At 69.6% G+C, this 23,982-nt stretch carries 25 protein-coding genes and 1 riboswitch; of the genes, 15 read left to right on the forward strand and 10 right to left on the reverse strand.

The genetic code is table 11. From position 1 onward, the window contains the following. On the reverse strand, positions 1-375 hold a 375-nt coding region (locus QM624_RS07875; protein WP_415090514.1), incomplete at its 3' end, for a hypothetical protein. A gap of 139 nt (positions 376-514) precedes the next feature. Here QM624_RS07875 and QM624_RS07880 point away from each other — a divergent pair. Beyond that, positions 515-2,605 carry an elongation factor G-like protein EF-G2 gene (locus QM624_RS07880; RefSeq protein WP_415090516.1) on the forward strand — a complete coding sequence of 697 codons (2,091 nt, stop codon included), beginning with the start codon at positions 515-517 and terminating at the stop codon, positions 2,603-2,605. A 192-nt stretch (positions 2,606-2,797) separates the two neighbouring features. Next, on the forward strand, positions 2,798-3,748 hold the full coding sequence (locus QM624_RS07885; protein ID WP_415090518.1) for an endonuclease domain-containing protein: 951 nt from the start codon (positions 2,798-2,800) through the stop codon (positions 3,746-3,748). Between the two features lie 102 nt (positions 3,749-3,850). Here the strand turns inward: QM624_RS07885 and QM624_RS07890 are convergent, their stop codons facing one another. Further along, positions 3,851-4,261, reverse strand: a complete 411-nt coding sequence (locus tag QM624_RS07890) for a YccF domain-containing protein (protein WP_415090520.1) — start codon at positions 4,259-4,261, stop codon at positions 3,851-3,853. 237 nt (positions 4,262-4,498) lie between these two features. On the opposite strand from QM624_RS07890, the gene trmB reads away from it, so the two are divergent. The 12 genes from trmB to QM624_RS07950 all read left to right on the forward strand — a co-directional run bounded on the left by trmB (position 4,499) and on the right by QM624_RS07950 (position 16,373). Further along, positions 4,499-5,227, forward strand: coding sequence for a tRNA (guanosine(46)-N7)-methyltransferase TrmB (gene trmB, locus QM624_RS07895; RefSeq protein WP_415090522.1), 729 nt, complete (start codon positions 4,499-4,501; stop codon positions 5,225-5,227). After that, entirely contained in the window at positions 5,224-6,054 is an 831-nt protein-coding gene (gene truA, locus QM624_RS07900; protein ID WP_415090524.1) for a tRNA pseudouridine(38-40) synthase TruA, read from the forward strand. Before trmB ends, truA begins: the two co-directional genes overlap by 4 nt. Next, positions 6,051-6,650, forward strand: coding sequence for a class I SAM-dependent methyltransferase (locus QM624_RS07905; RefSeq protein ID WP_415090526.1), 600 nt, complete (start codon positions 6,051-6,053; stop codon positions 6,648-6,650). Before truA ends, QM624_RS07905 begins: the two co-directional genes overlap by 4 nt. 167 nt (positions 6,651-6,817) lie before the next feature. After that, positions 6,818-7,138, forward strand: coding sequence for a hypothetical protein (locus QM624_RS07910; protein WP_415090528.1), 321 nt, complete (start codon positions 6,818-6,820; stop codon positions 7,136-7,138). Positions 7,139-7,194: 56 nt separating this feature from the next. Beyond that, positions 7,195-7,327, forward strand: a riboswitch (cobalamin riboswitch). Positions 7,328-7,406: 79 nt separating this feature from the next. Then, the gene (locus tag QM624_RS07915; RefSeq protein ID WP_415090530.1) at positions 7,407-8,993 is read left to right on the forward strand and encodes a hypothetical protein; all 1,587 of its coding nucleotides are present in this window, start codon (positions 7,407-7,409) and stop codon (positions 8,991-8,993) included. Next, the gene (locus tag QM624_RS07920; RefSeq protein ID WP_415090532.1) at positions 8,990-9,898 is read left to right on the forward strand and encodes a hypothetical protein; all 909 of its coding nucleotides are present in this window, start codon (positions 8,990-8,992) and stop codon (positions 9,896-9,898) included. The genes QM624_RS07915 and QM624_RS07920 overlap by 4 nt, the downstream gene beginning before the upstream one ends. A 35-nt stretch (positions 9,899-9,933) precedes the next feature. Further along, the gene (locus QM624_RS07925) at positions 9,934-11,040 is read left to right on the forward strand and encodes an energy-coupling factor transporter transmembrane component T (RefSeq protein ID WP_415090535.1); all 1,107 of its coding nucleotides are present in this window, start codon (positions 9,934-9,936) and stop codon (positions 11,038-11,040) included. Next, positions 11,037-12,626: an ABC transporter ATP-binding protein gene (locus QM624_RS07930; protein ID WP_415090537.1), complete on the forward strand. Its 1,590-nt coding sequence runs from the start codon at positions 11,037-11,039 to the stop codon at positions 12,624-12,626. The genes QM624_RS07925 and QM624_RS07930 overlap by 4 nt, the downstream gene beginning before the upstream one ends. Then, a complete protein-coding gene (locus QM624_RS07935) occupies positions 12,623-13,519 on the forward strand; it encodes an ECF transporter S component (RefSeq protein WP_415090539.1) in 897 nt (298 codons plus the stop codon). Before QM624_RS07930 ends, QM624_RS07935 begins: the two co-directional genes overlap by 4 nt. 44 nt (positions 13,520-13,563) lie before the next feature. Beyond that, complete coding sequence (locus QM624_RS07940) at positions 13,564-14,178, forward strand: superoxide dismutase (RefSeq protein WP_415090541.1); 615 nt, start codon at positions 13,564-13,566, stop codon at positions 14,176-14,178. A 287-nt stretch (positions 14,179-14,465) separates the two neighbouring features. Further along, complete coding sequence (locus QM624_RS07945) at positions 14,466-15,587, forward strand: ubiquitin-like domain-containing protein (RefSeq protein ID WP_415090544.1); 1,122 nt, start codon at positions 14,466-14,468, stop codon at positions 15,585-15,587. Positions 15,588-15,617: 30 nt separating this feature from the next. Then, on the forward strand, positions 15,618-16,373 hold the full coding sequence (locus tag QM624_RS07950) for a transglycosylase family protein (RefSeq protein ID WP_415090546.1): 756 nt from the start codon (positions 15,618-15,620) through the stop codon (positions 16,371-16,373). 148 nt (positions 16,374-16,521) lie between these two features. Here the strand turns inward: QM624_RS07950 and QM624_RS07955 are convergent, their stop codons facing one another. The 8 genes from QM624_RS07955 to QM624_RS07990 are packed head-to-tail and all read right to left on the reverse strand — an operon-like array spanning position 16,522 to position 22,833. Continuing rightward, positions 16,522-17,004, reverse strand: coding sequence for a TY-Chap domain-containing protein (locus tag QM624_RS07955; protein ID WP_415090548.1), 483 nt, complete (start codon positions 17,002-17,004; stop codon positions 16,522-16,524). A gap of 4 nt (positions 17,005-17,008) precedes the next feature. After that, positions 17,009-17,479, reverse strand: a complete 471-nt coding sequence (locus QM624_RS07960) for a DUF6301 family protein (protein ID WP_415090550.1) — start codon at positions 17,477-17,479, stop codon at positions 17,009-17,011. A 14-nt stretch (positions 17,480-17,493) separates the two neighbouring features. Further along, positions 17,494-20,424, reverse strand: coding sequence for a hypothetical protein (locus tag QM624_RS07965; protein WP_415090552.1), 2,931 nt, complete (start codon positions 20,422-20,424; stop codon positions 17,494-17,496). Between the two features lie 7 nt (positions 20,425-20,431). Further along, the gene (locus tag QM624_RS07970; protein WP_415090554.1) at positions 20,432-20,797 is read right to left on the reverse strand and encodes a DUF6507 family protein; all 366 of its coding nucleotides are present in this window, start codon (positions 20,795-20,797) and stop codon (positions 20,432-20,434) included. A 12-nt stretch (positions 20,798-20,809) separates the two neighbouring features. Next, positions 20,810-21,145: a hypothetical protein gene (locus tag QM624_RS07975; RefSeq protein ID WP_415090556.1), complete on the reverse strand. Its 336-nt coding sequence runs from the start codon at positions 21,143-21,145 to the stop codon at positions 20,810-20,812. A gap of 1 nt (position 21,146) precedes the next feature. Beyond that, positions 21,147-22,169, reverse strand: coding sequence for a DUF6177 family protein (locus QM624_RS07980; protein ID WP_415090558.1), 1,023 nt, complete (start codon positions 22,167-22,169; stop codon positions 21,147-21,149). 2 nt (positions 22,170-22,171) lie between these two features. Continuing rightward, positions 22,172-22,474, reverse strand: a complete 303-nt coding sequence (locus tag QM624_RS07985) for a pore-forming ESAT-6 family protein (RefSeq protein ID WP_415090561.1) — start codon at positions 22,472-22,474, stop codon at positions 22,172-22,174. Between the two features lie 14 nt (positions 22,475-22,488). Next, positions 22,489-22,833: a WXG100 family type VII secretion target gene (locus tag QM624_RS07990; RefSeq protein ID WP_415090563.1), complete on the reverse strand. Its 345-nt coding sequence runs from the start codon at positions 22,831-22,833 to the stop codon at positions 22,489-22,491. A 229-nt stretch (positions 22,834-23,062) separates the two neighbouring features. Here QM624_RS07990 and QM624_RS07995 point away from each other — a divergent pair, with 229 nt between their 5' ends. Beyond that, positions 23,063-23,866, forward strand: coding sequence for an FHA domain-containing protein (locus tag QM624_RS07995; protein ID WP_415090565.1), 804 nt, complete (start codon positions 23,063-23,065; stop codon positions 23,864-23,866). The last annotated feature ends 116 nt before the right edge of the window (positions 23,867-23,982 follow it).

The raw sequence follows: 23,982 nt of genomic DNA on the forward strand, positions 1-23,982 counted from the left end.
CGGAGCAACCTGTTCCTGGGCCGCACCACTGGATGCTCCCCCGCCGGCCGCGTGGCCGGCGGCCCGACCGGCAGCCGCTCCGCGGGTCGACGCGCCTGCCGCCTGACCGATACCCCAGATCAGGGCGACTGCGGCCAGGAACGGCAGCAGATGGGCCACCCAGCTGAGCCAGCCGGTGGGCTGCGGGGACGCTTCGGGCGAGCCGACGGCGTAGGTCGTCCAGCCGAATTCGATCAGCCAGCCGGTGACCAGCAGGGTGGTGCCCGTCCACAACAGCGCATGACCGCGGCCGATGCGGCGTCCGACGTAGACGGTGGTGACCACCGTGGCCACCACGAAGACCAGGGTGCGCAGCAGCGCGAGGAAGATGTCCATCGGGTGCCTCCACTTCGGGGGTGCGTGCTCTCACCCTAGTAGCCACCACCGACACAAACGCGGCGCGCGCGACACATCCGCCGACACCGGTTTTCCGGTTGCCGTTGCAGGGCCCCCAAGGCGGGTGTTAGGTAGGTCCATGAGTTCAAAGGTGAACGCCACGACCATGCAGCCGACCAGTCCCGACGACGTGCGCAACGTCGTCCTGATCGGAAACGCCGGCTCGGGCAAGACGTCCCTCTTCGAGCAACTATTGAAGGCCCGGGTGCCGGGCTATCGCGGGGAGAAAGAGGACGCCGAGCGGGCGTCCCAACTGTTTCTGGCGTCGTTCGTCACCGGCGACACGATGGTGAACCTGCTGGACGCCCCCGGCCACCCCGACTTCGTCGGTGAGTTGCGGGCCGGCATCCGGGCCGCCGACGCAGCCATCTTCGTCGTCTCGGCCGCGGACGGCGTCGACGGGGCCGCCCAGTCGCTGTGGCAGGAGTGCCGCGAGGCGAACCTGCCTCGGGTCATCGTGCTGACCAAGCTGGACGCCGGCCACGCCGACTTCGACACCGCGGTCGCCGACTGCCAAGACCGGTTCGGCGACGGCGTCCGGCCCACCCATGTGCCCACCTTCGCCGGACCCGGCCAGGTGGTCGGCAACATCGGACTGCTCACCCTGGAAGAACACGACTACTCCGGCGGCGACCGGGTCGTCCGCACCCTGAACGCGCACGACGACCAGGTCGAGACCTACCGCGGCCCGCTGATCGAGTCGATCATCGCCGAGGCCGAGGACGAGGGCCTGATGGACCGCTACCTGGAGGACGACGAGCACCTCGACCTGGCCGACCTGCTGGACGACCTGATGAAGGCGGTGGCCACCGCGAACCTGTTCCCGGTGGTGCCGGTGCAGACCGGCACCGGCGTCGGCATCGAGGAACTGCTGGCGCTGATCGAGCACGGCTTCCCGACCCCCGACCTGCACCCGAATCCTTCGCTGACCACCACCGATGGCGAAGTGCTGCCGCAGCCCGACTCCGATCCGGCGGCGCCGCTGGTCGCCCAGGTGATCCGGACCACCACCGATCCGTTCGCGGGCCGGTTGTCGATGGTGCGGATCTTCTCCGGCACCCTGCACACCGACGACATCGTGCACGTCTCAGGACACCGCTCCTGGGTGTCGGGCCGGGATGACGATTCGCACCCCGACCACGACAACGAGGAACGCATCGGGCTGATCCAGGGCGCCGTCGGTGCCGAGCTGAAGCCGCGTCCACAGGCCATCGCGGGCGAGATCGTGCTGCTGCCCAAGCTCAGCACCGCCGAGACCGGCGACACGCTGTCGGCCAAGGACCGTCCGGGCGTGGTGGAGGCCTGGGCGCTGCCCGAGCCGCTGCTGCCGCTGGCGATCCGGGCCGCCACCCGCAACGACGAGGACAAGCTGGCCGGCGCCCTGCAGCGGCTCGCCGTGGAGGACTCCAGCGTCCGGGTCGATCGCGGCGCCGGCGACCAGCTCGTCGTCTGGACGACCGGACAGGCGCACGCCGATCTGCTGCTGGGCCGTCTCGTCGAGCGCTACCAGGTGCGGGTCGAGCAGGAGGAGCTGAAGATCCCGATGCGGGAAACCTTCACCCGCAAGGTGTCGGCGCTGGGCCGGCATGTGAAGCAGTCGGGCGGTCACGGCCAGTACGCCGTCTGCAACATCGAGGTCGAGCCGCTGGAGCGCGGCGCCGGCTTCGAGTTCGTCGACAAGGTGGTCGGTGGCGCCGTGCCCAGGCAGTTCATCCCGTCGGTCGAGAAGGGCGTCCGCAACCAGCTCGAGAAGGGCGTTTTCGCCGGCTACCCGATGGTCGACGTCCGGGTCACCCTGTACGACGGCAAGGCGCACTCGGTGGACTCCTCGGACATGGCGTTCCAGATGGCCGGCGCGCTGGCCATCAAGGAGGCCGCCGGGACGGCCAGCGCGGTGGCGCTGCTCGAACCCCTCGATCTGGTCACGGTGACGATCGCCGACGAATACCTCGGCCCGGTGATGACCGACCTGTCCGGACGCCGCGGCCAGCTGCTCGGCTCGGACGCCGCCGACGGCAAGTCGATCGTCCGCGCCCTGGTGCCGCAGGCGGAACTGGCCCGCTACGCCATCGACCTGCGCGGCATCGCCCACGGCTCAGGCACCTTCACCCGGGAGTTCCACGGCTACGAGGTGCTGCCCGCGCAGATGCTGGGCAAGTACAAGAAGTAGGTAGCCGCCCAGCCCCACCTGACCGCGAGGTGGTTACGACCGGGCCCGGGGAACCCCCGTTGGTCGAGCCTGTCGAGACCAGGCTCGCCAGATTACGTCCGATCACGGACCCACCTGAGGCAGGCGAGGCAGAACCATGCGCAGATCGGACGTAATCTGGCGATGTGCCGTCAGAGGTGCTGCTATGTCGGTGTGGACGATCTCGACGAGCTGATGACCCTGACCACCGTGATGAGCTTGAACAACGGGGTGCTGAGAAAACGAGACCATCGGACGTCGCGGGCCACCTTCGACCGGCTGGTCCGGTCGGGCGCGATCGTGCGTGTACTTCCCGGCACCTTCGTGAACGCGCAGTTGATGACCAGCCGACTCACCCGCTGTGCCGCTGCGCTGGCCAGCTACCCCGGCTCCCTGCTCTGGGGCCCGGACGCCGTTGCCGCCCACACCCGCGCCTTGGACGAGACCGCGTTCGGCGTCCACGACGCCGTCCGGCTGGTTCACCATCAGTCGAGGTACGCGGCCCCCGGTGTGCACTGGACGCGCCGCACGGTGCCGACCGAGCACCAGATCCGGATCGACGGATTGCGCTGCGCCTCGGCGTCCTATCTGGCGGTGGACGCCGCAGCCAAGGATCATGGCGCCCTGATCGAGCGCTTCCTCCGGATCGGGCTCGTGAAACCCGCCGAACTGCCGGACGTCCTGCCCGCACTGGCCAACACCAAGGGCCATCGGGAGCGATGCCGGGTGGTTCGCGCCAGTCAGGACAACCCGTGGTCGGGCGGCGAACGCCGGTTGCAGGAACTGCTGCGGAGGCATCGGATCACCGGCTGGGTGGCAAACGCCGAACTGGTGGTCAACGGTCGGCGGTGCTTTCCCGACGTGCTGTTCGAGGCGGCACGGCTCGTCCTTGAGTTCGACGGCTATGGAGTGCACACCAAGACCGACGTGTTCGAGTCCGACCGGCGCCGGCAGAACGCCCTGGTCATCGGCGACTACCGGATCCTGCGCTACACCTGGAAACAGCTCACCGAGGACCCGGACATGGTCATCGCTGAGGTTCGAACCATGCTGGCTCGCCAGATTACGTCCGATCCTGGGGGATCTGAGGCGGACGAGGCGGAACGGCCTTCAGATCGGACGTAATCTGGCGAGCCATCCAGCCGACGGGCCGCCCGCCTCTGGCCGGACGAGAGGCCTCCGCACGACGAAGGCCCCGGGCTTCGCGCCCGGGGCCTGTGTGCTGGATCAGAACGAGTAGACCGGCTGGCTGCCGTACGGAATGTGATCGGAGTCGACGATCTCCTTGCCGAGCGGCACGCAGGTGACCGGGATCATCTTGATGTTGGCGATGGCCAGCGGAATGCCGACGATGGTGATCGCCTGGGCCGCCGCGGTGGTGAGGTGACCGATGGCCAGCCAGAGTCCGGCGACCAGGAACCAGATGATGTTGCCGAGCGCGGAACCGACGCCGGCACCCGGCTTGTGGACGACGGTCTTGCCGAACGGCCACAGGGCGTAGGCCGCCATCCGGAACGAGGCGATGCCGAACGGAATGGTGATGATGAAAATGCAGGCCAGCAGGCCGAAGAAGAAGTAGCCGATCGCGAGCCACAGGCCGCCGAAAACCAGCCAGATGATGTTCAACAAGGTGCGCATGGGTGAGTCAGTTGCCTTTCGTGGACCGCGGTGGGTCCGCCTCACCAGTGTGACCCAGGCCAGGCTTCGCACGGCCCGCCTTCAGGGTTATCCCAGGGAGGCCTACGTCCTCTGGCCTGGTGGTCACCGGGGGGTCTCGACAAGCTCGACCAACGAAGCCGGACTGGGGTCTCGACAAGCTCGACCAACGGTGTCGGGGTCAACGACCGACGGCGGGGCTTCGTTACGCTGACCCGCATGGCTGAAGCGCGACCACGGGTGCATCGAGAGGTCGTTTCCTTCGTCCGGCGCAGTTCCCGGATGAACCCCAGCCAGGAGAAGGCCTGGCGCGAGCACGCCGACTGGGTGATCCGGGTGCCGGCCCGCGACACCGACACCTCGGTCTCCCCCGACGCCCAGCTCGATGTGCCGGCTGCCTTCGGACGCGTGGCGCCGCTGGTGGTGGAGATCGGCGGCGGCACCGGTGACGTGATCTCGACGGTCGCCGCCAAGCACCCGGAACGCAACTACCTGGCTTTCGAGGTGTTCGAACCGGCCGTGGCCAGCACGCTGTCCAAATGTGCCCGGGCCGGCGTCGACAACGTCCGGGTGGTGGTCGCGAACGGTGTGGACGCCATGGGCACCCTGATCGGCGACCGCGCACTGACCGAGTTGTGGACCTTCTTCCCCGATCCGTGGCACAAGAAGCGGCACCACAAGCGCCGGCTGGTGTCGCGTCCGTTCGCCGACCTGGTGGCCGCCAAACTGGCCGACGACGGCGTCTGGCGCATGGCCACCGACTGGGAGGACTACGCGCTGGCCATGCGGGCCGTCCTCGACGACCATCCACTGCTGGTGAATCGTCACGACGGCTGGGCGCCCCGGTGGGAGGATCGTCCGCAGAGCAGGTACGAGGCCAAGGGAATCGCGGCCGGACGGACCATCTACGACCTGTGTTACGGCATCCGAGAAGGGGGACGGCGGTGAGGCTGCGCCTCGACATCGCCTACGACGGCACCGAATTCCACGGCTGGGCGGCCCAGCGCGGGCTGCGCACCGTGCAGGAGGAACTGGAGGCGTGGATCCCCCGGGTGCTGCGGCTGAACGAGCCGGTCAGCCTGACCTGCGCCGGCCGCACGGACGCCGGGGTGCACGCCCGCGGACAGGTGGCGCACGTCGACCTGCCCGACGTCAACGACGTGCCCAAGACGGTCGCCGAGTTGAGCTACCGGCTGCGCAACGTGCTGCCGTCCGACCTGGTGGTGCGCCGGGTCAGCCTGGCCCCGCCCGGCTTCGACGCCCGCTTCTCGGCGATCTGGCGTCGCTACGTCTACCGGATCGCCGACTCCACCCCCGACCCGTTGCTGCGCATCCACGTCACGCCGCTGCGCACCGAACTCGACCTGCAGAAGATCAACGCCGTCGCCGGCAAACTGCGCGGGCTGCACGACTTCGCGGCCTTCTGCAAGCAGCGCGAGGGTGCCACCACGATCCGCAACCTGCTGCAGCTGTCGGCCCGGCGCACCTGGGGCGATGTGGCCGAGATCACCGTGAAAGCCGACGCGTTCTGCCATTCGATGGTCCGCTCTCTGGTGGGCGCCCTGGTGGCGGTCGCCTCGGGGCAGCGCGATCCGGACTGGATGGTCGACCTGCTGGACGCCCGCAAGCGGGTGGGCGAGATCCGGGTGATGCCGCCCGGCGGGCTGACCCTGGAAGAGGTCGGCTATCCCCGCGACCGCGAGCTGGCCGCGCGCGCGGTCGAGGCCCGGGCCCGGCGGACCCTGGAGCCGGCCGACGCGGGGTCGCCGGCATGAGTCACTACTTCACCCCGCCCTCCGCGGCCGAGAAGCGGCGCAGCGTCGACGTCCGGTTCTGGGACACCGACTGGAAGTTCACCACCGCCAACGAAGTGTTCTCGGCCGACGGCCTCGACCTGGGCACCGGGGTGCTGCTGCGCTCGGCCACGCCGCCCGCGGACGCCACCCGGCTGCTCGACCTGGGCTGCGGCTGGGGGGTGCTGACCGTCGCTCTGGCCACCGCCTGCCCCGGTGCCGTGGTGGACGCGGTCGACGTCAATCCGCGCGCGCTCGCCCTGTGCGCCGACAATGCCCGCGCCCACGGGGTCGCCGACCGGGTCCGCCCGATGCTGCCGGACGCCGCCGACCCGGCCGTCCGCTACGACGAGATCTGGTCCAACCCGCCGATCCGGATCGGCAAGGACGCCCTGCACGAGTTGCTGCTGACCTGGCTGCCCCGGCTCGCACCGGACGGCGTCGCCCGACTGGTGGTCGGCCGCAATCTGGGCGCCGATTCGCTGCAGCGCTGGCTGATCGACCAGGGCTGGGCCTGCCAGCGGACGGCCAGCGCGAAGGGGTTCCGGGTCTTCGAGGTTCGCGCGGCGACACGCTGACCTTCGCCTAGGAAGTGCTGACCAATCACGTCATCCCGGGCTCTCCGGCGGGAGATATCCCGGATCAAGTCCGGGATGACGACGGAGTGGCTGTTCCGCTGCCAGGCGCGGAGCCCTAGGGTTGGCGCGGGCCAATCCTGGCCGTCGGGGGAAGAGCGGAGATCGACATGGCGGACGAGAACGCGGCAGGCACCGGGAAGTTCCTCGACGATCTGGTGACCAGGGCCAAAGGTGTCGGGGGTCAGGTCCGCGAGTTCACCGAGGACGCCTTCGACCGGGTCCGGGAGTTTTCCAGCACGGCCGGCGAGAACCTGAAGGGTTTCGCCACCGACGCGGGGGAGAACCTCAAGGGCCTGGCGACCGACGCCGGCGGCAACATCAAGGACTTCGCCAGCGGCGCCAAGGAGAAGGGCCAGCAGGCGTTCGACGACCTCAAGGGACGCCTCGACGGCAGCAAGAAGGAGCAGGGTTCCGACGACTTCGAGTGACCTGGGGTTTCGACAAGCTCAACCAGCGGTCGGCGATTTTCCCAAGCCCGATCCGGAGCGGCCCACCTGGTCTAGGCTGAACTCACCTGAACATCAGCAGGGGAACCCGGTGCGAATCCGGGGCTGACCCGCAGCCGTGACGCCAGCGATGGCCCAGTCGGAATGCCTGCCGTTGTTCTGGCTCTGTCAACCTGTCGTGGCACACGGGTGAGCCGGATGGACCCCGGGTCCGGTCTCGCGCGAATGCCCGCGCGAAAGGACCATCCAGATGCACTCATCACTGAGGCGCTCCCTCGCTGTCGGGACTACAGCAGCCCTCACGCTCACCGGCCTGATCGCCTCCGCGCCCGGCGCCGGCGCCGCGTCCGAGGCGAACGCGACCAAGGCCGCCAACTTCCTGGTCCGGAACCTTCCGGCCGCGGGCGACGGCGCGGCGGCGTCCATGACTGCGGCGCTCGGCCTGGCGACCACCGGGGACTGCAGCTACGCGCCGGCCGCGCGGACGCTGGTCAAGCAGATCGAGAAGAACGCCAAATCGTACCTGTACCCGAGCAAGAAGCTCAACCAGGCCCGGGCCGCCAACATGGCGATCACGGTGACGGCGCTCGGGCTCAACCCGAAGAAGTTCGCCGGCTACAACCTGATCTCGCTGGTCACCAAGAGCCTGCCCAAGAACGGTCAGGTCGGCGCGTCGAAGTCGGCGTTCAGCCAGAGCCTCGGCCTCATCGCGCTGAAGCGTGCCGACGCCACCATTCCGGTGACGCTGCTCACCAACCTGCTCGGCCAGCAGGGCGACAACGGTGCCTTCGGCTACGAGTGGGACAACAAATTCAACGCCGACCCGGACACCACCGCGATGGGCATTCTGGCGCTGAAGGCGATCGGCCAGCTCAAGCCGCAGCAGGACGCCGCCACCGACTGGGCCAAGGACGCCCAGAAGCCGGCCGGCTACTGGGAGAACTACTCGCCGGTCGACTCCACCGCACTGCTGGGCTCGGCGCTGGGCAGCGGCACCCAGGTGACCAAGGCCAAGGAGTGGCTGTCCACCGTGCAGCAGTCCGACGGCGGCTTCCCGAACTCGCTCGACGAGGGCACCGCGTCCGATGTGACGGCCACCGCCAACGCGATGTACCTGATCACCGGCAAGTCGCTGCTGGACGTGTCGCTCAACCTGGGCAAGTGCCCGAAGAGCCCGCCGTCGCTGCCGAAGGCGAGCACCTCGTGCACCGGCGTGTGGGTCGTGGTCAACCGCGGTAACGGCCAGGAGACCGTGCGCTGCGCCACCAAGTACAGCAACGGTCTGGCCGCGCTGAAGAGCGCCGGTTACTCGATCAAGACCACCTCGACCAACTTCGGCCCGTTCCTCTGCCAGGTGCAGGGCTACCCGAGCAAGTGCACCTCGACGGCGAACACGTTCTGGGGGTACTGGACCGCCAAGCAGAACGAGGACGGCAGCTGGGGCAAGTGGACCGAGTCGCCGATCGGCGCGTCGCAGTCGAAGCCGGCGAAGGGCGTCGCCGAAGGCTGGATCTACGGCCCGTGGCTGGACGGCGCGCAGCCCGAGCTGACCGCTCCGCCGAAGGCCTACACCGCGAGCCCGACCCCGACCATCAGCGGGACGGCCAAGGTCGGCAAGACGCTGACCGCCGCGGCCGGCAGCTGGGCACCGCAGCCGGACAGCCTCGGCTACCAGTGGTACCGCTCCGGCAAGGCCATCTCCAAGGCCACCAAGTCGACCTACAAGCTGACCAAGTCGGACGCCAAGAAGAAGATCACCGTCAAGGTGACGGCGAAGAAGGACGGCTACGAAACCCTGGCCAAGACGTCGAAGGCGACCGGAAAGGTCGCCAAGTGAGGCGATTCCTCGCCACGGTCGCGCTGGCGGCGATGCTCGCCGCCGGCGCGGCCGCGCCGTCCACCCCGGCTGTTGCCGCTGCCCCGGTGCTGCCGCAGGCGGCGTCCTGCAGCGGCGTGTGGGTGGTTGTCGACTTCGGCAGCCTGGGCGGCGTCTCCTCGCGGTGCGCGACCAGCTACGGCACCGGCATGGCGGCGCTGCGCAGCGCCGGGTTCTCCCCCACTGTCAGCGAGGGTTTCGTCGACAAGATCAACGGCAAGCCCGGCAAGCCTGACCGCAACAAGGCGTACTGGTCGTACTGGCACGCCACCCGCAAGGCGGACGGCAGCTACAACGGCTGGACGTACTCCAACCTGGGCGCGAACAGCTACAAGCCGAGCGCCGGCAACGCCGAGGGCTGGCGCTACCAGTCGCTGAGCGACGGCAAGGTGCCCCCGAGTGCAACGCCGCCGTCCGGCACCAGTGACCCCAAGCCGACACCGAAACCGACCAAGTCGAGCAAGCCGAAGCCCAAGCCGACGAAGCAGCCCAGCAAGAAGCCGACCACTAAACCCAGCGCGTCCGCGAAGCCGAGCAGCAAGCCCAGCGCGAGCAGCAAGCCCACGACGAAGTCGTCCGCGACGAGCAAGCCGAGCAGCACCGCGTCCGGCAAGACCCGCAGTACCTCTTCCCCCACCACGAGCAGCCCCTCGACACCGGCGGTGTCGTCGGCGCCGACGACGCCGCTGACCAGCCCGGCACCCAGCGACAGCGGCGTGGTGCCGGTTAATGGCGAGACACCCGCGGCCACCCCCACCGACGATGCGGGCAATGGTTCCCCGGTCGGCCTGATCACCACCCTCGGCCTCGTCGTCGCCGGCGTGGCCGGACTCGGCGGCTGGTGGTGGAAGGGCAGGAACTCCTGACCCCCACGCAGCCGACGCCAGCACCCTCGGCACCGGTGCATCCGTGGGCCTGGTGGTGCTGGGCGATCGGCATCGGGCTGGCCGTCAGCGGCACGACCAACCCGCTGCTGCTGGTGCTGATCGCCATGGCGGTGATCATCGTGGTGATGGTCCGGCGCACGGCCGCACCGTGGGCCCGCTCGGTGCGCGCCTACCTGCTGCTGGCGCTGTTCGTGATCGCCATGCGGGTGTTCTTCCAGATCCTGATCGGCGGAGGCCCCGGCGAGACGGTGCTGCTCACCCTGCCCGAGATTCCGCTGCCGGACTGGGCAGCCGGCATCCGGCTGGGCGGCGCGGTGACCGCCGAGGGTCTCGTCTATACGCTCTACAGCGCCCTGCGGCTGGCGGTGATGCTGCTCTGCGTCGGTGCCGCGAACGCGCTGGCCAACCCACGACAAGCGCTCAAATCGGTGCCGGCGGCGCTGTACGAGGCGTCCGTGGCGGTGGTGATCGCGCTCACCGTCGCGCCACAACTGATCGAGAGCGCCCAGCGGGTGCGGCGGGCCCGGCGGCTGCGCGGCGACCCGGTCCGCGGGCTGCGGGCGCTGGGCCGGATCGCACTGCCCGTCCTCGGCGACGCGATCGACCGGTCGATGGCGCTGGCCGCCGGCATGGAAGCACGCGGTTTCGGCCGGACCCGGGGTGAGCCGGCGCCGGGCGCGCTGCCGCTGATGATCGTCTCGTCCATGGTGGCGCTGATGGGCGCCTTCCTGCTGCTCAGCACCGCGTACTGGGAGGCTGCCACGGCCGCGCTCGTGCTCGGTGCCGTCGGCACCGGCGCGGGGCTGCGCTGGGCGGGCCGCAGCCTGCGGGTGACCAGCTACCGGCCACACCGCTGGACCTGGCGCTCCACCGGCGTGGCGCTGAGCGGCCTGCTGACCGCCGTGGTGGTGCTCGGCCTGGGGTGGTTCGACACCACCTACGACAGCGTGTTCCCGTCGACCGATCCGCTGGTCTGGCCGGAGCTGACACTGCCGATGTTGCTCGCGGTGGCCTGTTGCCTGGCGCCGCTGCCGCTCACCATCTCGCCGCGGTTCCGCGGCGTCGAATCCTCCCGGACGGACGCCCGCGTCCGGGCCCTGCGCGGCGGAGCACCGGCATGATCACCTGGCGCGACGTCACCGTCACCTACCCGGACGCCACCCGGCCGACCCTGCGCGGGGTGAGTCTGGAGATCCCGGACGGCGACCTGTGCCTGGTGGTCGGACCGACCGGCAGCGGCAAATCCACCCTGCTGGGCAGCATCAACGGCCTGGTGCCGCACTTCACCGGCGGCACGCTGAGCGGCCGGGTCACCGTCGCCGGACGCGACACCGCCGGGCACCAGCCCCGTGAGCTGGCCGAACTGGTCGGCTATGTCGGCCAGGATCCGCTGCGCGGCTTCGTCACCGACACCGTCGAGGACGAGGTCGCCTACGGCATGGAGCAGCTCGGCGTCACACCGGTGGCGATGCGCAAACGGGTCGAGGAGACGCTCGACCTGATGGGCATCGCCGAACTGCGCCGGCGTCCGTTGGTGGAGTTGTCCGGTGGCCAGCAGCAGCGGGTGGCGATCGCCGCGGTGCTGGCCGCGCAGCCCCGGGTGCTGGTGCTGGACGAGCCGACCTCGGCACTCGACCCGACCGCCGCCCAGGACGTGCTGGCGGCGATCACCACCCTGGTGCACGAGGTCGGCCTGACCGTGGTGCTGGCCGAGCACCGGCTGGAGCGGGTGATGCAGGCCGCCGACTCGATGATCTGGCTGCCCGGGGACGGCAGCGCCCAGTACGGGCCGCCCGCCGAGATCCTGGGCCGCGCCTCAGTGACCCCACCGTTGGCCGCGCTGGCCCACACCCTGGACTGGCCGACGGTGCCGCTCAGCGTCCGCGAAGCCAGGCGGCGGGTACAGGCGTCCGGCGTCACGATCAGCGCTCCGCCCGCCCAGGCCCCGAGCTCCGGCCCGGTGGTACTGAGTGCCCGCGACGTGGAGGTGCGCTACGGCCCGATCAGCGCCGTCCGGGGTGTCGATCTCGACCTGCACCGCGGCAGCGTGACCGCCCTGCTGGGACGCAACGGCGCCGGCAAGTCATCCCTGCTGTGGGCGTTGCAGGGGGCGCTGACCAGCGCCGGCACGATCACCGTCAACGGCCAGGACCCGCGGCGGCTGAATGCTGCCGAAGCACGCCGGCTGGTCACCCTGGTGCCGCAGACGGCTGCCGACCTGCTCTATCTACCCACCGTCGAGACCGAATGCGCCCAGGCGGACACCGAGAGCGGCGCCGAACCGGGCACCACCCGGGACCTGATCGCCCGGCTGGGTCTCGACCTCCCCCCGGACCGCGATCCGCGCGACCTCTCCGAGGGCCAGCGGCTCGGCCTGGTGCTGGCCATCCAGCTCGCCGCGCGAGCCCCGGTGCTGCTGCTGGACGAACCCACCCGCGGCCTCGACTATGCCGCCAAGGCCCAGCTGCACCAGATCCTGGACGCCCTCACCGACGACGGCATCGCGGTCGCGCTCAGTACCCACGACGTCGAGTTCGCGGCGCTGGCCAGCCGGCGGCTGCTGCTGATGGCCGATGGCGAGGTGATCGCCGACGGCAGCACCGCCGAGCTGCTCACCTCGTCGCCGGCCTACGCGCCTCAGATGGCGAAGGTGTTCGCCCCGGTTCCGGTGCTCACCCCGGCCGACGTGGAACGCGGGCTGCGATGACCGGCGACCGGCGGTGGGCGTCGACGCTTGCCCTCGGCTGCGCGGTGCTGGCCGGCGCGGTGGCCTTCGGCTGGCCCCTGTTCCTGCGTCCGGAGGGCAGCGCCAGCCCGCTGCAGGCACCGATCGTGCTCGGTGTGGTGCTGGGACTGGTGCTGTCGATCGTGCTGGCCGAACTGGTCGCGGGCGGCCTGGACGTCAAAGCGCTCGCCATGCTCGGCGTGCTGGCCGCGGTGGGCAGCATCCTGCGGCCGCTCAGCGCCGGCACGGCCGGTTTCGAGCTGGTCTTCTTCCTGCTGATCCTGGCCGGACGGGTGTTCGGCGCCAGTTTCGGCTTCGCCCTGGGCGTCATCACCCTGTTCACCTCAGCGCTGATCACCTCGGGCGTCGGGCCGTGGTTGCCCTATCAGATGCTGGCCGCGGGATTCGTCGGACTGTTCGCCGGCTGGCTACCCAAAGCGTCCGGACGCGGTGAGCTGGTGCTGCTGGCCGGCTACGGCATGGTGTCGGCGTTCGCCTACGGCTGGCTGATGGACTTCTCGTTCTGGCCGTTCGCCCTCGGCGACGGCACCCAGCTCTCGTTCGATCCGTCGGCGACACCGCTGCAGAACCTGCACCGGTTCGTGCTGTTCAACCTGGCCACCTCGATGGGCTGGAACCTCGGCCGGGCGTTGACCAATGCCGTGGTAATCCTGCTGGTCGGTGCGCCGCTGCTGCGGCTGCTGCGCCGCACCGCACGCCGAGCGGCCTTCGTCGCCGCCGAAACCCACGGCGGGCCGCCGCCGGTCGAGCCCCTCGCCACCCCCTTACCGGCGGCGGCGTCGTCCGTCCCGGATCGCGATCCCGCCCGCCCGGAGGTGTTGCCGACGCGCCGGGCAGGGAATACTGGGCCGTGAATGGTGGGTTGACCCAATCAAGAAGCCCCTACGAAGGAGTACCGATGACGTACACGCTGCCGGACCTCGACTATGACTACGGCGCACTCGAGCCGCACATCTCCGCGCAGATCATGCAGCTCCATCACGACAAGCACCACGCGGCCTACGTGGCCGGTGCGAACACCGCGTTGGAGAAGCTGGCCGCGGCCCGCGAGAGCGGCGACTTCGCCGCGATCAACAAGCTCGAGAAGGATCTCGCCTTCCACCTGGGTGGCCACATCAACCACTCGGTGTTCTGGAAGAACATGTCCCCCGACGGCGGTGGCCGTCCCGAGGGTGAGATCGCCGCCGCGATCGACGAGTTCTTCGGCTCGTTCGAAGGTTTCCAGAAGCAGTTCAACGAGGTGGCCAACGGCCTGCAGGGCTCCGGCTGGTCGGTGCTGGTCTGGGACACCCTGGGCAAGCGGCTGAACATCAACCAACTGTTCGACCAGCAGGGCAACCTGCCGGTGGGCCAGCTGCCGGTTCTGCAGCTCGACATGTGGGAGCACGCCTTTTACCTGCAGTACCTCAACGTGAAGGGCGACTACGTGAAGGCGTGGTGGAACGTGGTCAACTGGACCGACGTCACCGAGCGCTTCACCAAGGCCCGCGAGGCCAGCTCCGGCCTGTTCTGAGCCACGCCGTCCGAACGGCCCCCGGGTACCTCCCGGGGGCCGTTCGGCGTTCCGCGGCCGCATCCGCTCGCCGAACTACTTAGGGCTCGCTGAACTCGGCGAGCCCTAAGTAGTTCGGGGGGCGATTGGACGTGAGACCCGCCGAAACGGCGCTGACTACTGAACCCATGGCGTGGACTCTCACCACTCCCTGAGAGATTTGCAGGTTTTCTCAGTTTCATGGACACTGGTTCTCAGGTTGTTCTTATGAACGCCTCAAGATCCTCAAACCTGGAGCTGTACCTATCGTGATCTGGTCCTGGAAGCTGACCGCCCTCGCCGGCGCCGTCGTCCTCGCCGGTGGAGGCCTCGCCGCCACCTCGCTCGACAAATCGGTGACGCTGAACGTGGACGGGCAGACCTCGGTGAGCACCAGCTACGCCGGCACCGTCGGCGACGTGCTGAAGGCCAACAACATCGAACTCGGCCCGCGCGACCTGGTCTTCCCGTCGGTCGACTCGCCGGTCAGCGACGGCAGCACCGTCCAGGTGCAGTACTCCCGCAAGGTCACCCTGATGGTCGACGGCAAGCCGACCGAGTTCTACACCACCGCCACCACCCTGGACGGCGCGCTGGCCACCGCCGAGGTGCGCGGCCTGAACGGCGCCGCCTTCTCGCTCTCCCGCTCGGTCGGGATCGGACGCGAGGGCCTCACCGTCGACGTCCGGACTCCCAAGCAGGTCAAGCTGAAGGTCGGCGGCAAGTCGGTCACCCTGACCACCACCGCCGGCACGGTCGCCGACCTGCTGGCCGAGCGGAAGCTGACCGTCGGCACCACCGACCGGATCAAGCCCGCGCTGACCACCGCGATCGCCGACAAGCAGAAGGTCACCCTCGACCGGGTCAAGATCAAGACCCGCACGGTGAACGAGAAGATCGGCTACGGCACGGTCAAGTCCACCTCGAAGTCGATGTACGTCGGCCAGAAGAAGGTCACCAAGGCCGGTAAGAACGGCAAGGCCACGGTCACTTACGAATACACCACCGTCAACGACGGCAAGGCCTCCAAGAAGGTGCTCAAGCGCGTGGTGATCACCTCGCCGGTGAGCCAGAAGGTCGTCGTCGGCACCAAGAAGCGGCCCTCTTCCTCCTCCTCCGGCAGCAGCGGCCGGGGCGGCGCGCTGAACCTGGCCCGTGCCGCGATGTGGGACCGGATCGCCCAGTGCGAGTCGAGCGGCAACTGGCACATCAACACCGGCAACGGCTACTACGGCGGGCTGCAGTTCGACTACGGCTCGTGGCGCGCCAACGGTGGCGCCGACTTCGCCCCGCGCGCCGATCTGGCCAGCCGCGCCGAACAGATCACCGTCGCCAACCGCTACTACGCCAAGGCCGGTCTCCGTCCTTGGGGCTGCCGCCACGCGGCGTGAGCCACCCGATCAACGAACAAGGAGAAGCTGATGTCGTCCTTCACCAAGGGTGCCGCCCTCACCGCCTGTGGAACACTGCTGTTCGCCGGCCTGACCGCGCTGCCGGCGCACGCTGCCGGTGACACGCTCACCCTGAACCTGCGCTACGCCGGCGTCGCCCGGACCGTCGAGGTCAGCGGTGCCGCCACCGTCGCGGACGCCATCGCCCAGCTGAAGCTGAAGGTGGACGGCAACGACCGGGTGGCCCCGGGCGTCACCGCTCCGCTCAGCAACGGCATGGAGGTGGTGATCGACAAGGTCAGCACCAAGACCACCACCAAGAAGGTCACCCTCAAGTACAAGACGGTCAAGAAGAAGACCAAGTCGCTGTACAAGGGTGACAAGAAGACGGTCAAGAAGGGCCGCAACGGCAAGGCCACCCGCACCTACAAGACCACCACGGTGAACGGGAAGTCCACCACCGTCGTGGTGAAGCAGAAGATCACCAAGAAGGTGATCAACAAGGTGGTCAAGGTCGGCACCAACAGCAAGCGCAAGCTCAACCTGGCCCGGCTGGCCAAGTGGAACAAGATCGCCAAGTGCGAGTCCGGCAACCGCTGGCACATCAACACCGGCAACGGCTACTACGGCGGCCTGCAGTTCAACCTGGCCACCTGGCGCTCGGTGAAGGGCCAGCACTTCGCCAAGTACCCGCACAAGGCCACCAAGGCCGAGCAGATCACGGTCGCCAACCGGCTCTACGCCAAGCGCGGCTTCCAGCCGTGGAGCTGCCGCCGGGTGCTCTGAACTTCCGCGTCGGCCGTTCCCTCCCCCGGTCTGGCCGTCGAGGATCGGGCTCTCCTCTGAGAGAGCCCGGAGGACGCCTCACGCCGAGGCTTCTTCACACCAGCACAGAAGAACGGGGCTCCCGATGAAGGGAGCCCCGTTCTGGTGTTTATCCGGCTGCCGGAATGCCCAGGCGGGACAGCGGCATCGGGTTCTCGCCCGGGTCGAGCCGGTCAATCCGTTCCGTCGGCCAGGTGACACCGGACGGCTGCGCCTCCGGCTCGCGCCAGGCGCGGTAGCTCAGGTCCTCGGGTGCTGCGATCCGGTACACCTCGCGCAACGCGGTCACGCACCGGTCGGCGAGGGCCGCGTACTCGGCGGTGAGCGCCGGCAGCACCAGCGGCGCCGACCAGTTCGGCACCGCACCGGTGGGTGCCGCCCAGCCGGCCGCCAGCATGGTCGGGTCGTCGGCGCCATGGGCCGCCGGACCGGCGGTGAACTCCGGGCCGGCCGCCTCGGCGGTCAGTTCGGCGTCCGCCACGGCGAACTGGACGTAGCCGCCCCGTCCGGGCGCGGCCACGACCAGCACACACCGGTCGGTCAGCTCGCGCAGCGTCGCCCGCAGGTTGTCGCGGAAGTCGTCCCAGGTCATCGGCTCACTCCCCCAACTCACGCAGCACCTGGGCGTACTGCGGTGTGGTGAAGTCCACCGTCACCGAGCGCTTGCTCCGTGCCACCACCGTCCGGGCACCATCGGTGTGGTCCCACTGCGCGCTGCGGCCGACGCTGTCGCTCAGCACAGCTTTCCCCCAGCGCCGGACGCCCTCGCGGACGACCAACGCGTACTGATCGTCGAGGAACTCCTCGCCCTCGTCGCCCAGGTCGCGCACGATGTCGGTGACCCAGAAGTTCAGCGACGCGGTCTCACCGGTGGGCATCGAGACGATCGCCACCGCGGGCTCGCTGAGGCCGTCCGCGCCGTTCTCCATCATCTCGTCGTCGTCGGGCGTCCAGCCGATCCGCTCGCCCAACTGCTGGACCTGCGCCGGGGTCTGCGGCCAGCCGGCGGCGAGCCAGAAGTCGACGATGTCGGCGGCCCGCTGAGCGCTCATCGCTTTCCACGTCATGGGAATGACCCTATCTACTTGAGGTTGGGCAGCTTGAGTGCGGCAGGATCGAGGACGAACGGAGTCACCCTGATCTGTCCACCCGGCAGGGCCTGCACCAGGTCGTATTCGATCCTGATCGTGCCGTCCTTCAGGGACTTGGTGATCGGCGAGTCCGGGTTGGCTTCCATGAACTGCCGCAGCGAATCACCCAGCCGCGGGTCGGTCTTCATGATGTCGTTCACGTACGTGGTGGAGCCCTGCTGGGCCCGGACGCCGTCCACCGTCCGCTCGCCGAGCTGTGAGGTCCCGCCCTTCGCCTCGTAGAACTTCAGCGTGGGAGGATTGCCATGGATGGTCGCCTGGTCGAACCGGCCGGCGCCTGCCCCGCCCGCGTCGATCAGGGTGAACTCGCCGCGGATCTTCGCGATCGCCGCAGCCGCCTTGTCGCCGAGCCGCTCCGAGATCGACCGCAGGATGTTCGCCGAGATGCGGTCGTTGACCAAGGCGTTGCGCAGGGACTTGCCCTGTTTGGCGGTGAGCACCCCGTCGTCCATCAACTGGCGGATCTTCGTCTCGGCGACGGCCCGGGTGGATCCCTGCAACTCCTTCGGGTCGATGCCCAGGCGCTCCATCAGCCGGTGCAGCCTGCCTCTCGCCTCCTGGGAGTTCGCCAGCGCCTGGTCGCGCTGTTCCACCCGCGCGTCGTGGGCGGCCGTCTCGGCGTCACTCACGTGATCGTTGACGGAGGTCCCGGTCTCGGCCTTCTCGACCGGCAGGTCACCCTCGGGTCGGTTCGGATCGGGGGCGAACCGTCCGGTCTCGGCGTTGTGCAGCCGACCGTTGCGATCGCGGTAGGTGTGGGCCGCGTCGTCGCCCGCCAGGTGCGCCCTGCCGTCGGAGTCGAAGTGGAACTCGCGTCCGTGCTTGTCATGGGCGGGGAATCCGTCCGGACGCGGGTGCGAGTCGGGCGTGGGCGTCCCGTCCGGGGCACCGTCACCGTGGTGGGTGGCCGCGTGATCGGAGGGTGCCTCGGCGTGGTGGCTGGCGCCGTGCTCGGACGGCGCCTCGGGGTGGGTCGCGGGCTCCGCCGGATGTGCGGTGTGCTCCGCGGCCGGGTCGGCCGGGACGTCGTCGTGCGGTTGCGGCTTGCCGGTGGCAGCTTCCGGTTCGGGCTTGGCCGTCTCGGGTTCGGGCTTCGCAGGCTCAGGCTTGGCAGCTTCCGGCTCGGGCTTGGCCGCCTCGGGTTCGGGCTTCGCCGGCTCAGGCTTGGCGGCCTCCGGCTCAGGCTTGGCGGTCTCGGGTTCCGGCTTCGCAGGCTCAGGCTTAGCGGCCTCCGGCTCAGGCTTCGCCGGCTCAGGCTTGGCGGCCTCCGGTTGCGGCTTGGGCTCGGGCTCGGGTTTGACCGAGGCGGGTTCCGGGTGCGGCTTGGTCGTCGTACCGGCCGGCTCGCCACCCTGTGGCTTGGTGGCCGGCTCGGGCGTCACGTCGGGGGTCGAACTCCCGGTCCGCGGCCGCGGATCGATCGCCGGCCCGTCGCCCACGTTGGCGGCCGGCTTCGGATTCGTCACGCCACCCAGATCGTCGGCCAGCGAGACGGGGTTGACGCCCGGCGCCTTGAGGCCGGGCTTGGCGGCGTCGTCGAGCAGGTTCATCGGCACGTCGTCGCCGACCTTGAAGATGTTCTTCAGCACCGGGATGGCGTGGGCGCCGCCCTTGACCAGCCACGAGCCGCCCGGCACCGCGAAGTCGGCGACCGTGCCACCGACCTTGAGCACCTTCGAGCCCAGGCCGACCACCTTGACGGCGGCGCCGGCCTGGCCGGCGCCCGGAATGAACATCGTGCCGACGTTCAGCGCCGACTCGGTGAGGGTGGCGATGCCGTCCTCCTTCCACTTGTGGAAGGGGTCCTCGGCGTTCAGATCGATGCCGACCAGGCTGGTGGCCACGGTGGCGGTCACCTGGTTGCGTTCGTCGATCCACTTCGACACCGCGTTGTCGCCCTGGCCGGTCAGCTTCATGCTGGCGTTGAACCACTGGACCATCGGGTTGGCGGTGACCACCAGCGAGAGCAGCACGTTGCCGGTGCCCAGCCAGGCCTGGCCGGCGTGCTCCCAGTCACCCCACTCGCCGGTCTCCGGGTTGTAGCTGATCAGCTGGCCGAGGCCCTCGACGGTGCTCTTGCCGAACTGGTAGGCGCCGTGGCCCACCGATTCGGCGCAGTTGCGGTCCTCGTCGCCGGCGGAGCCCCACGGCATCGGCGCTTCCGGGTTGTAGAAGGCCTCCTTGGGGATGCCGTCCACCTTCTTCTTGTCCGGTGGCAGGCTGCTGAGCCCGTTGATGCTGGTGGCGCAGGCGGCCGCGGCGGCCGAGACGTCCGCGTAGATCCCGCCGATCTCCTTGATGAAGGCCTCGTTCTTCTCCCAGGTCTCGGTGTCCTGGTCCCACGGCACCTTCTTGCGCTTCTGGTCCTGCCCGGTGGCCCAGTTCCAGCCGGCCTCGAGGTAGGTCCCGACGTTGGCGTCCGCCGCTTCGGTGGCGTCTACCCAGACGCCGTCCTTCACCTCGTCGCGGAACTCCTGGGCGCGCTTCTCGAAGTCGGCGAGCTTGGGCTTGATCTCGTCCAGCTTCCCGGCGTAGGTGTCGAGGTGGTCGGCCACCTTGGAGAAGGTGTTCTTGACGTCCTCGGACGCCGTCGCGGCACTGTCCATCAGCGCGTAGACCTGGTCCTGCTCGGGAGCCTTGTAGCAGCCGGTCAGCCCGCCCCAGGAGGTCTTGATCTCGTCGGTCTGGGTGTCGACCGTCGTGCCCATGGTGCGCAGATCCTCGGCGGCGCCGGTGATCGCGCTGGTGTCCAGGTCGGCCGCCTTCGCCGGCAGCAGGGCCGGGTTGATCAAGCCGCCGTCGGTCGGGACGGTGCTGCCGCCGCCTCCGCCGTCGGCGACGCACATGGTCATCGGGCTCATCGACGCCTCACCCCTGGTAGCCGTGGTCGACGAAGTACTGGAAGTCGCCCGATTCGGCCGCCTTGGTCATCTCCGTCTGGAATGTGGTGGCCATGTCGTACTGGCCGTTGTTGTAGGCGATGGTCGCGTTCGAGACGCCGTTCATGCCGGCGCCGATGTGGTTCTGGATCACCGTCAGGTTCTTGTTCTGGTCGGTCATCACCTGCCCCACCGCCTTGCTGACCTCGGCGGTCAGGCCGCCGCCCCAGCTGATGCCGGTGCCGATCGCGGTGAACTTCTCCTCGGTCAGTGCCTTGCCCAGCGTCTCTGACTTGGTCTGGACGTCGGTCAGGATCTTCTGCACCTCACCGGGCTGGATATCCCATGCGGACATGATCAACTCCTCTCATGCTCGTCTCGCCAGTTGCCCGCCGAGGCCCTGCGCGATCGCCTCGGCGAGCCGGACGCCGCGTCCGTCGTCGCCGAGCGGGACGGTCAGGTCGGTCCACAGCCCGAACGCCGTGGGCGGCGCGATCAGCGCGGCGGCGGCCTCGTCGGCCCGCAACACCGGCCGGGTCCGGAACAGGCACAGCAGCGGGTCGCCGCCGGCGTCCACGAACTGCCGGATGTCGCCGCCGCGGAACTCGATGTAGGCACCCTCGGGGTGCACGGTGGCGGCCAGCGTCGTGATCCGTTCGGTGGTCGGCTCCACGTCGCTCAGCAGGGTGTATTCGTGCGGCATCTCAGGGCCTCCATGCCAGTCCGGCGACCTGTTGCACCCGCTCGACGCCCAGGTCGTGGGCGAAGGCGATCAGCTGCGACCAGGAGCCCTGGTCGGTGCGCGAGAACCGGACCAGCAGGCTGGGCAGCCGCGGCCGTCCCAGCACCAGCACGTCGTGGCGCTGTCGCAGGCCGTCAATCTCGGCGGCCAGGTCGTGCACCGCGCGCGGGCCCAGCAGCACCGCCAGCGGCACCTCGGGACGCCGGATGCCCACGGTCTGCACCACCCCGGGCGCCACCTCGGCCAGCGAGACGAACCCGATGGTCGGCTGATGGGCCGCCTGCACCGCCATCAGGGCGCGGGTGGCGGTCTCGACCAGTGGCGCCAACTGGTTCGGGTAGTCGCCGATCGGCGTCCCGCCGGTGACGTGTTCGAGGATTCCGCGCCGGGTCCGGCTGGCGGTGATGGCGGCGTAGGAGCCGTCGCCGGCACGGGCGTGCAGCACGTCGGAGTCGGGCATGCCGCGCCGCGCGGTCTCGGTCACCCGCTGCACGTCGAACGGCTCCAGCAGCGGCTCGGTGAGCCCCCACAGGTCGAAGCCGGGCCCACCCAGGGCGCTCTGGACGGTGCCGGCCAGCTCACCGACCCGGGTCTGTTCGGCCGCCCGCTGGTGGCCGAACACGTCGTAGCCGAGTACTGCCTGCGGGTGTGCCTGGGCGGCGGTGAAGCCGGGCTGCCGCTCGCCGGCATGAAGCTCACCCGACCACAGCTCGGGGAAGCCGCCGATCCGGTAGCCGCTGAGGCCGTCGAAGACGCAGTCGGCCGTCCGGACCGCCCAGAAGGCACCCGAGCGGTTCAGCGCCAGGGTGGCCAGCGGGCTGATCCGGACGTCGGGACCGGTGACCAGCACCGGGCGCAGCCCTTCGCTCACCGACCACTGCAGGAACGAATCCAGCGGGTCGCTGAGCAGGACATGCGAGGTCTGTGCGACGTAGACCGCGTACTCGTCGGTCCACTCGTCGGCGAGGGGATGGATGATCTTCATGGTCAGGGCAGGTACGACTTCGCCCGGGTGAGGGTGGCGACGGCGATGTCGTCGTTCTGGGCGAGCGATTCGCGCAGCAGCTTGATGATCGCCTTCACCTCGTCGCCGGCGTCGCGCCACTGCTTCTCCATCGCGGCGTACTCGTCGCTGACGCCGTCGGCCTGGTAGTCGGCCATCGCGGTGTCGACGTCCTGCTGGCGCCGGCCGAGCGCGGCCTCGAGGTTGCCGGCGGCGATGTCGAAATCGTCCTGCACCTGCTGCGAGGCGCCGACGTCGTGGGCGTTCCGGTCGGAAGCGTAAGCCATGGTCTGAAGTCCTTTCAGCGGGGGCCGAAGCGGCCGATTGCCTCGACGCCGGCGAAGTTCGCCGAGCCCTCGTTGGTCCGATGGGTGTCGGCGCCCTCCTGGGCGCCCTGGATGAACGACTGGCTCTGACCGTCGATCGAGCCGCAGATGCCGACCAGCGCGGTGTTCAGCGTGTCGGCCACCTCGTCGCTCTTGGCCTTGAATTTGTCGAAGGCGTCCTTCGCCGGGCCGGCCAGCTTGTGCTGCAGCGGGTCGGCGGCACGGATGAACGTGTTCACCAGGCTGCGCAGGTCATCGGACTCGGTCGATGTCTTCTGGCTGAGTGTGGTGAGGGTCTCGGTGCCCATGTCGAACTTCATCGCAACCCCATCAGGTAGTGGTTTCTGCCGCCACGGTAGGTAGCTCGCGGCGTCCGCACCATGGGGAGCACTCCCCGGCGGCGGCCCTCACGCTAGGCCGGGATCGGGTCACTCAGCGGGCCTTCGCACAGGGTCTGGGCGGGGAGTACTCCCCGCCGGGGAGAACTCTCCATCGGGTCTGACCGGGCGGGCGGTTATCGTCGGGACGCTCCCCTACCGAAGGCCTCCGATGACCATGCTCACCCGCTCCCGGCGCGACCTGGCGCGCGCCGTGGCGGCTGCGGAGGTCGTGGTGGCCGGCCCCGGACGCCGCTGGGCCGCGCTGGGCGCCGAAGCCGCACTGGCGCTGGCACCGCTGCTGGTCGTGCCGCTGCTGGGACTGGCCGGGACGCCGTCCGCCGTCGGCTGGATCGTCGGCGGACTGGGGGTTGTCGGCGTCGCCACGGGGTTCGTGCTGGACGCCGTCCGCACCGGGCAGACACCGGTCCGCCGCCGGCTCGGGCTGCGCACCACGTCGGTCGACGAGCTGCTGCCGCCGACCGCGTCCGCGCTGTTCGGACGCCACACCTCCACCGCCGACCTGCGGGCCGGACGCGATCCGTTGCTGATCGTGCCGCCAGTGCCGGAACCCGCCATCGAGCCCGTGGCGGAACGTCCGGCCTGGCGTCCGCCGGTGGCGCCGGCCACCGGCGCCTGGCGGCTGGAACTGGACGACGGGGGCGAGTTCCCGATCACCGGCGCCACCCTGCTGGGCCGCGACCCGGGCAGTTCGACCGACGCCGACCACGCCCTGCTGACCATTCCCGACCTGAGCCGCAGCATTTCCCGGGTGCATGCCCTGGTGGAACCCGGCGACGACTGCCTGTGGCTGACCGACGCGGGCACCACCAACGGCACCCGGGCGGCGTCGCCGTCGGCGTCCGGGGGCACCGTGATCGAACGCTGGCTGCGCCCCGGGGAGCGGGCCGCGATCCGGGTCGGCGGCACCATCCACCTGGGCGACCGCACGCTGCGGGTCGCCCGTTCCGGCTAGGGGGACGCATGCAATCGGAGCAGATTCTGATCGAGACCAGCCGGACGCACCGCCGCCGGCTGGGTGCGGCGCTGGCCTTCGGCACCCTGGACGAGCGGCGCGCCGCCAACACCAAC

The sequence above is a fragment of the Micropruina sp. genome, from assembly GCF_047606365.1.
GTDB lineage: Bacteria > Actinomycetota > Actinomycetes > Propionibacteriales > Propionibacteriaceae > Micropruina.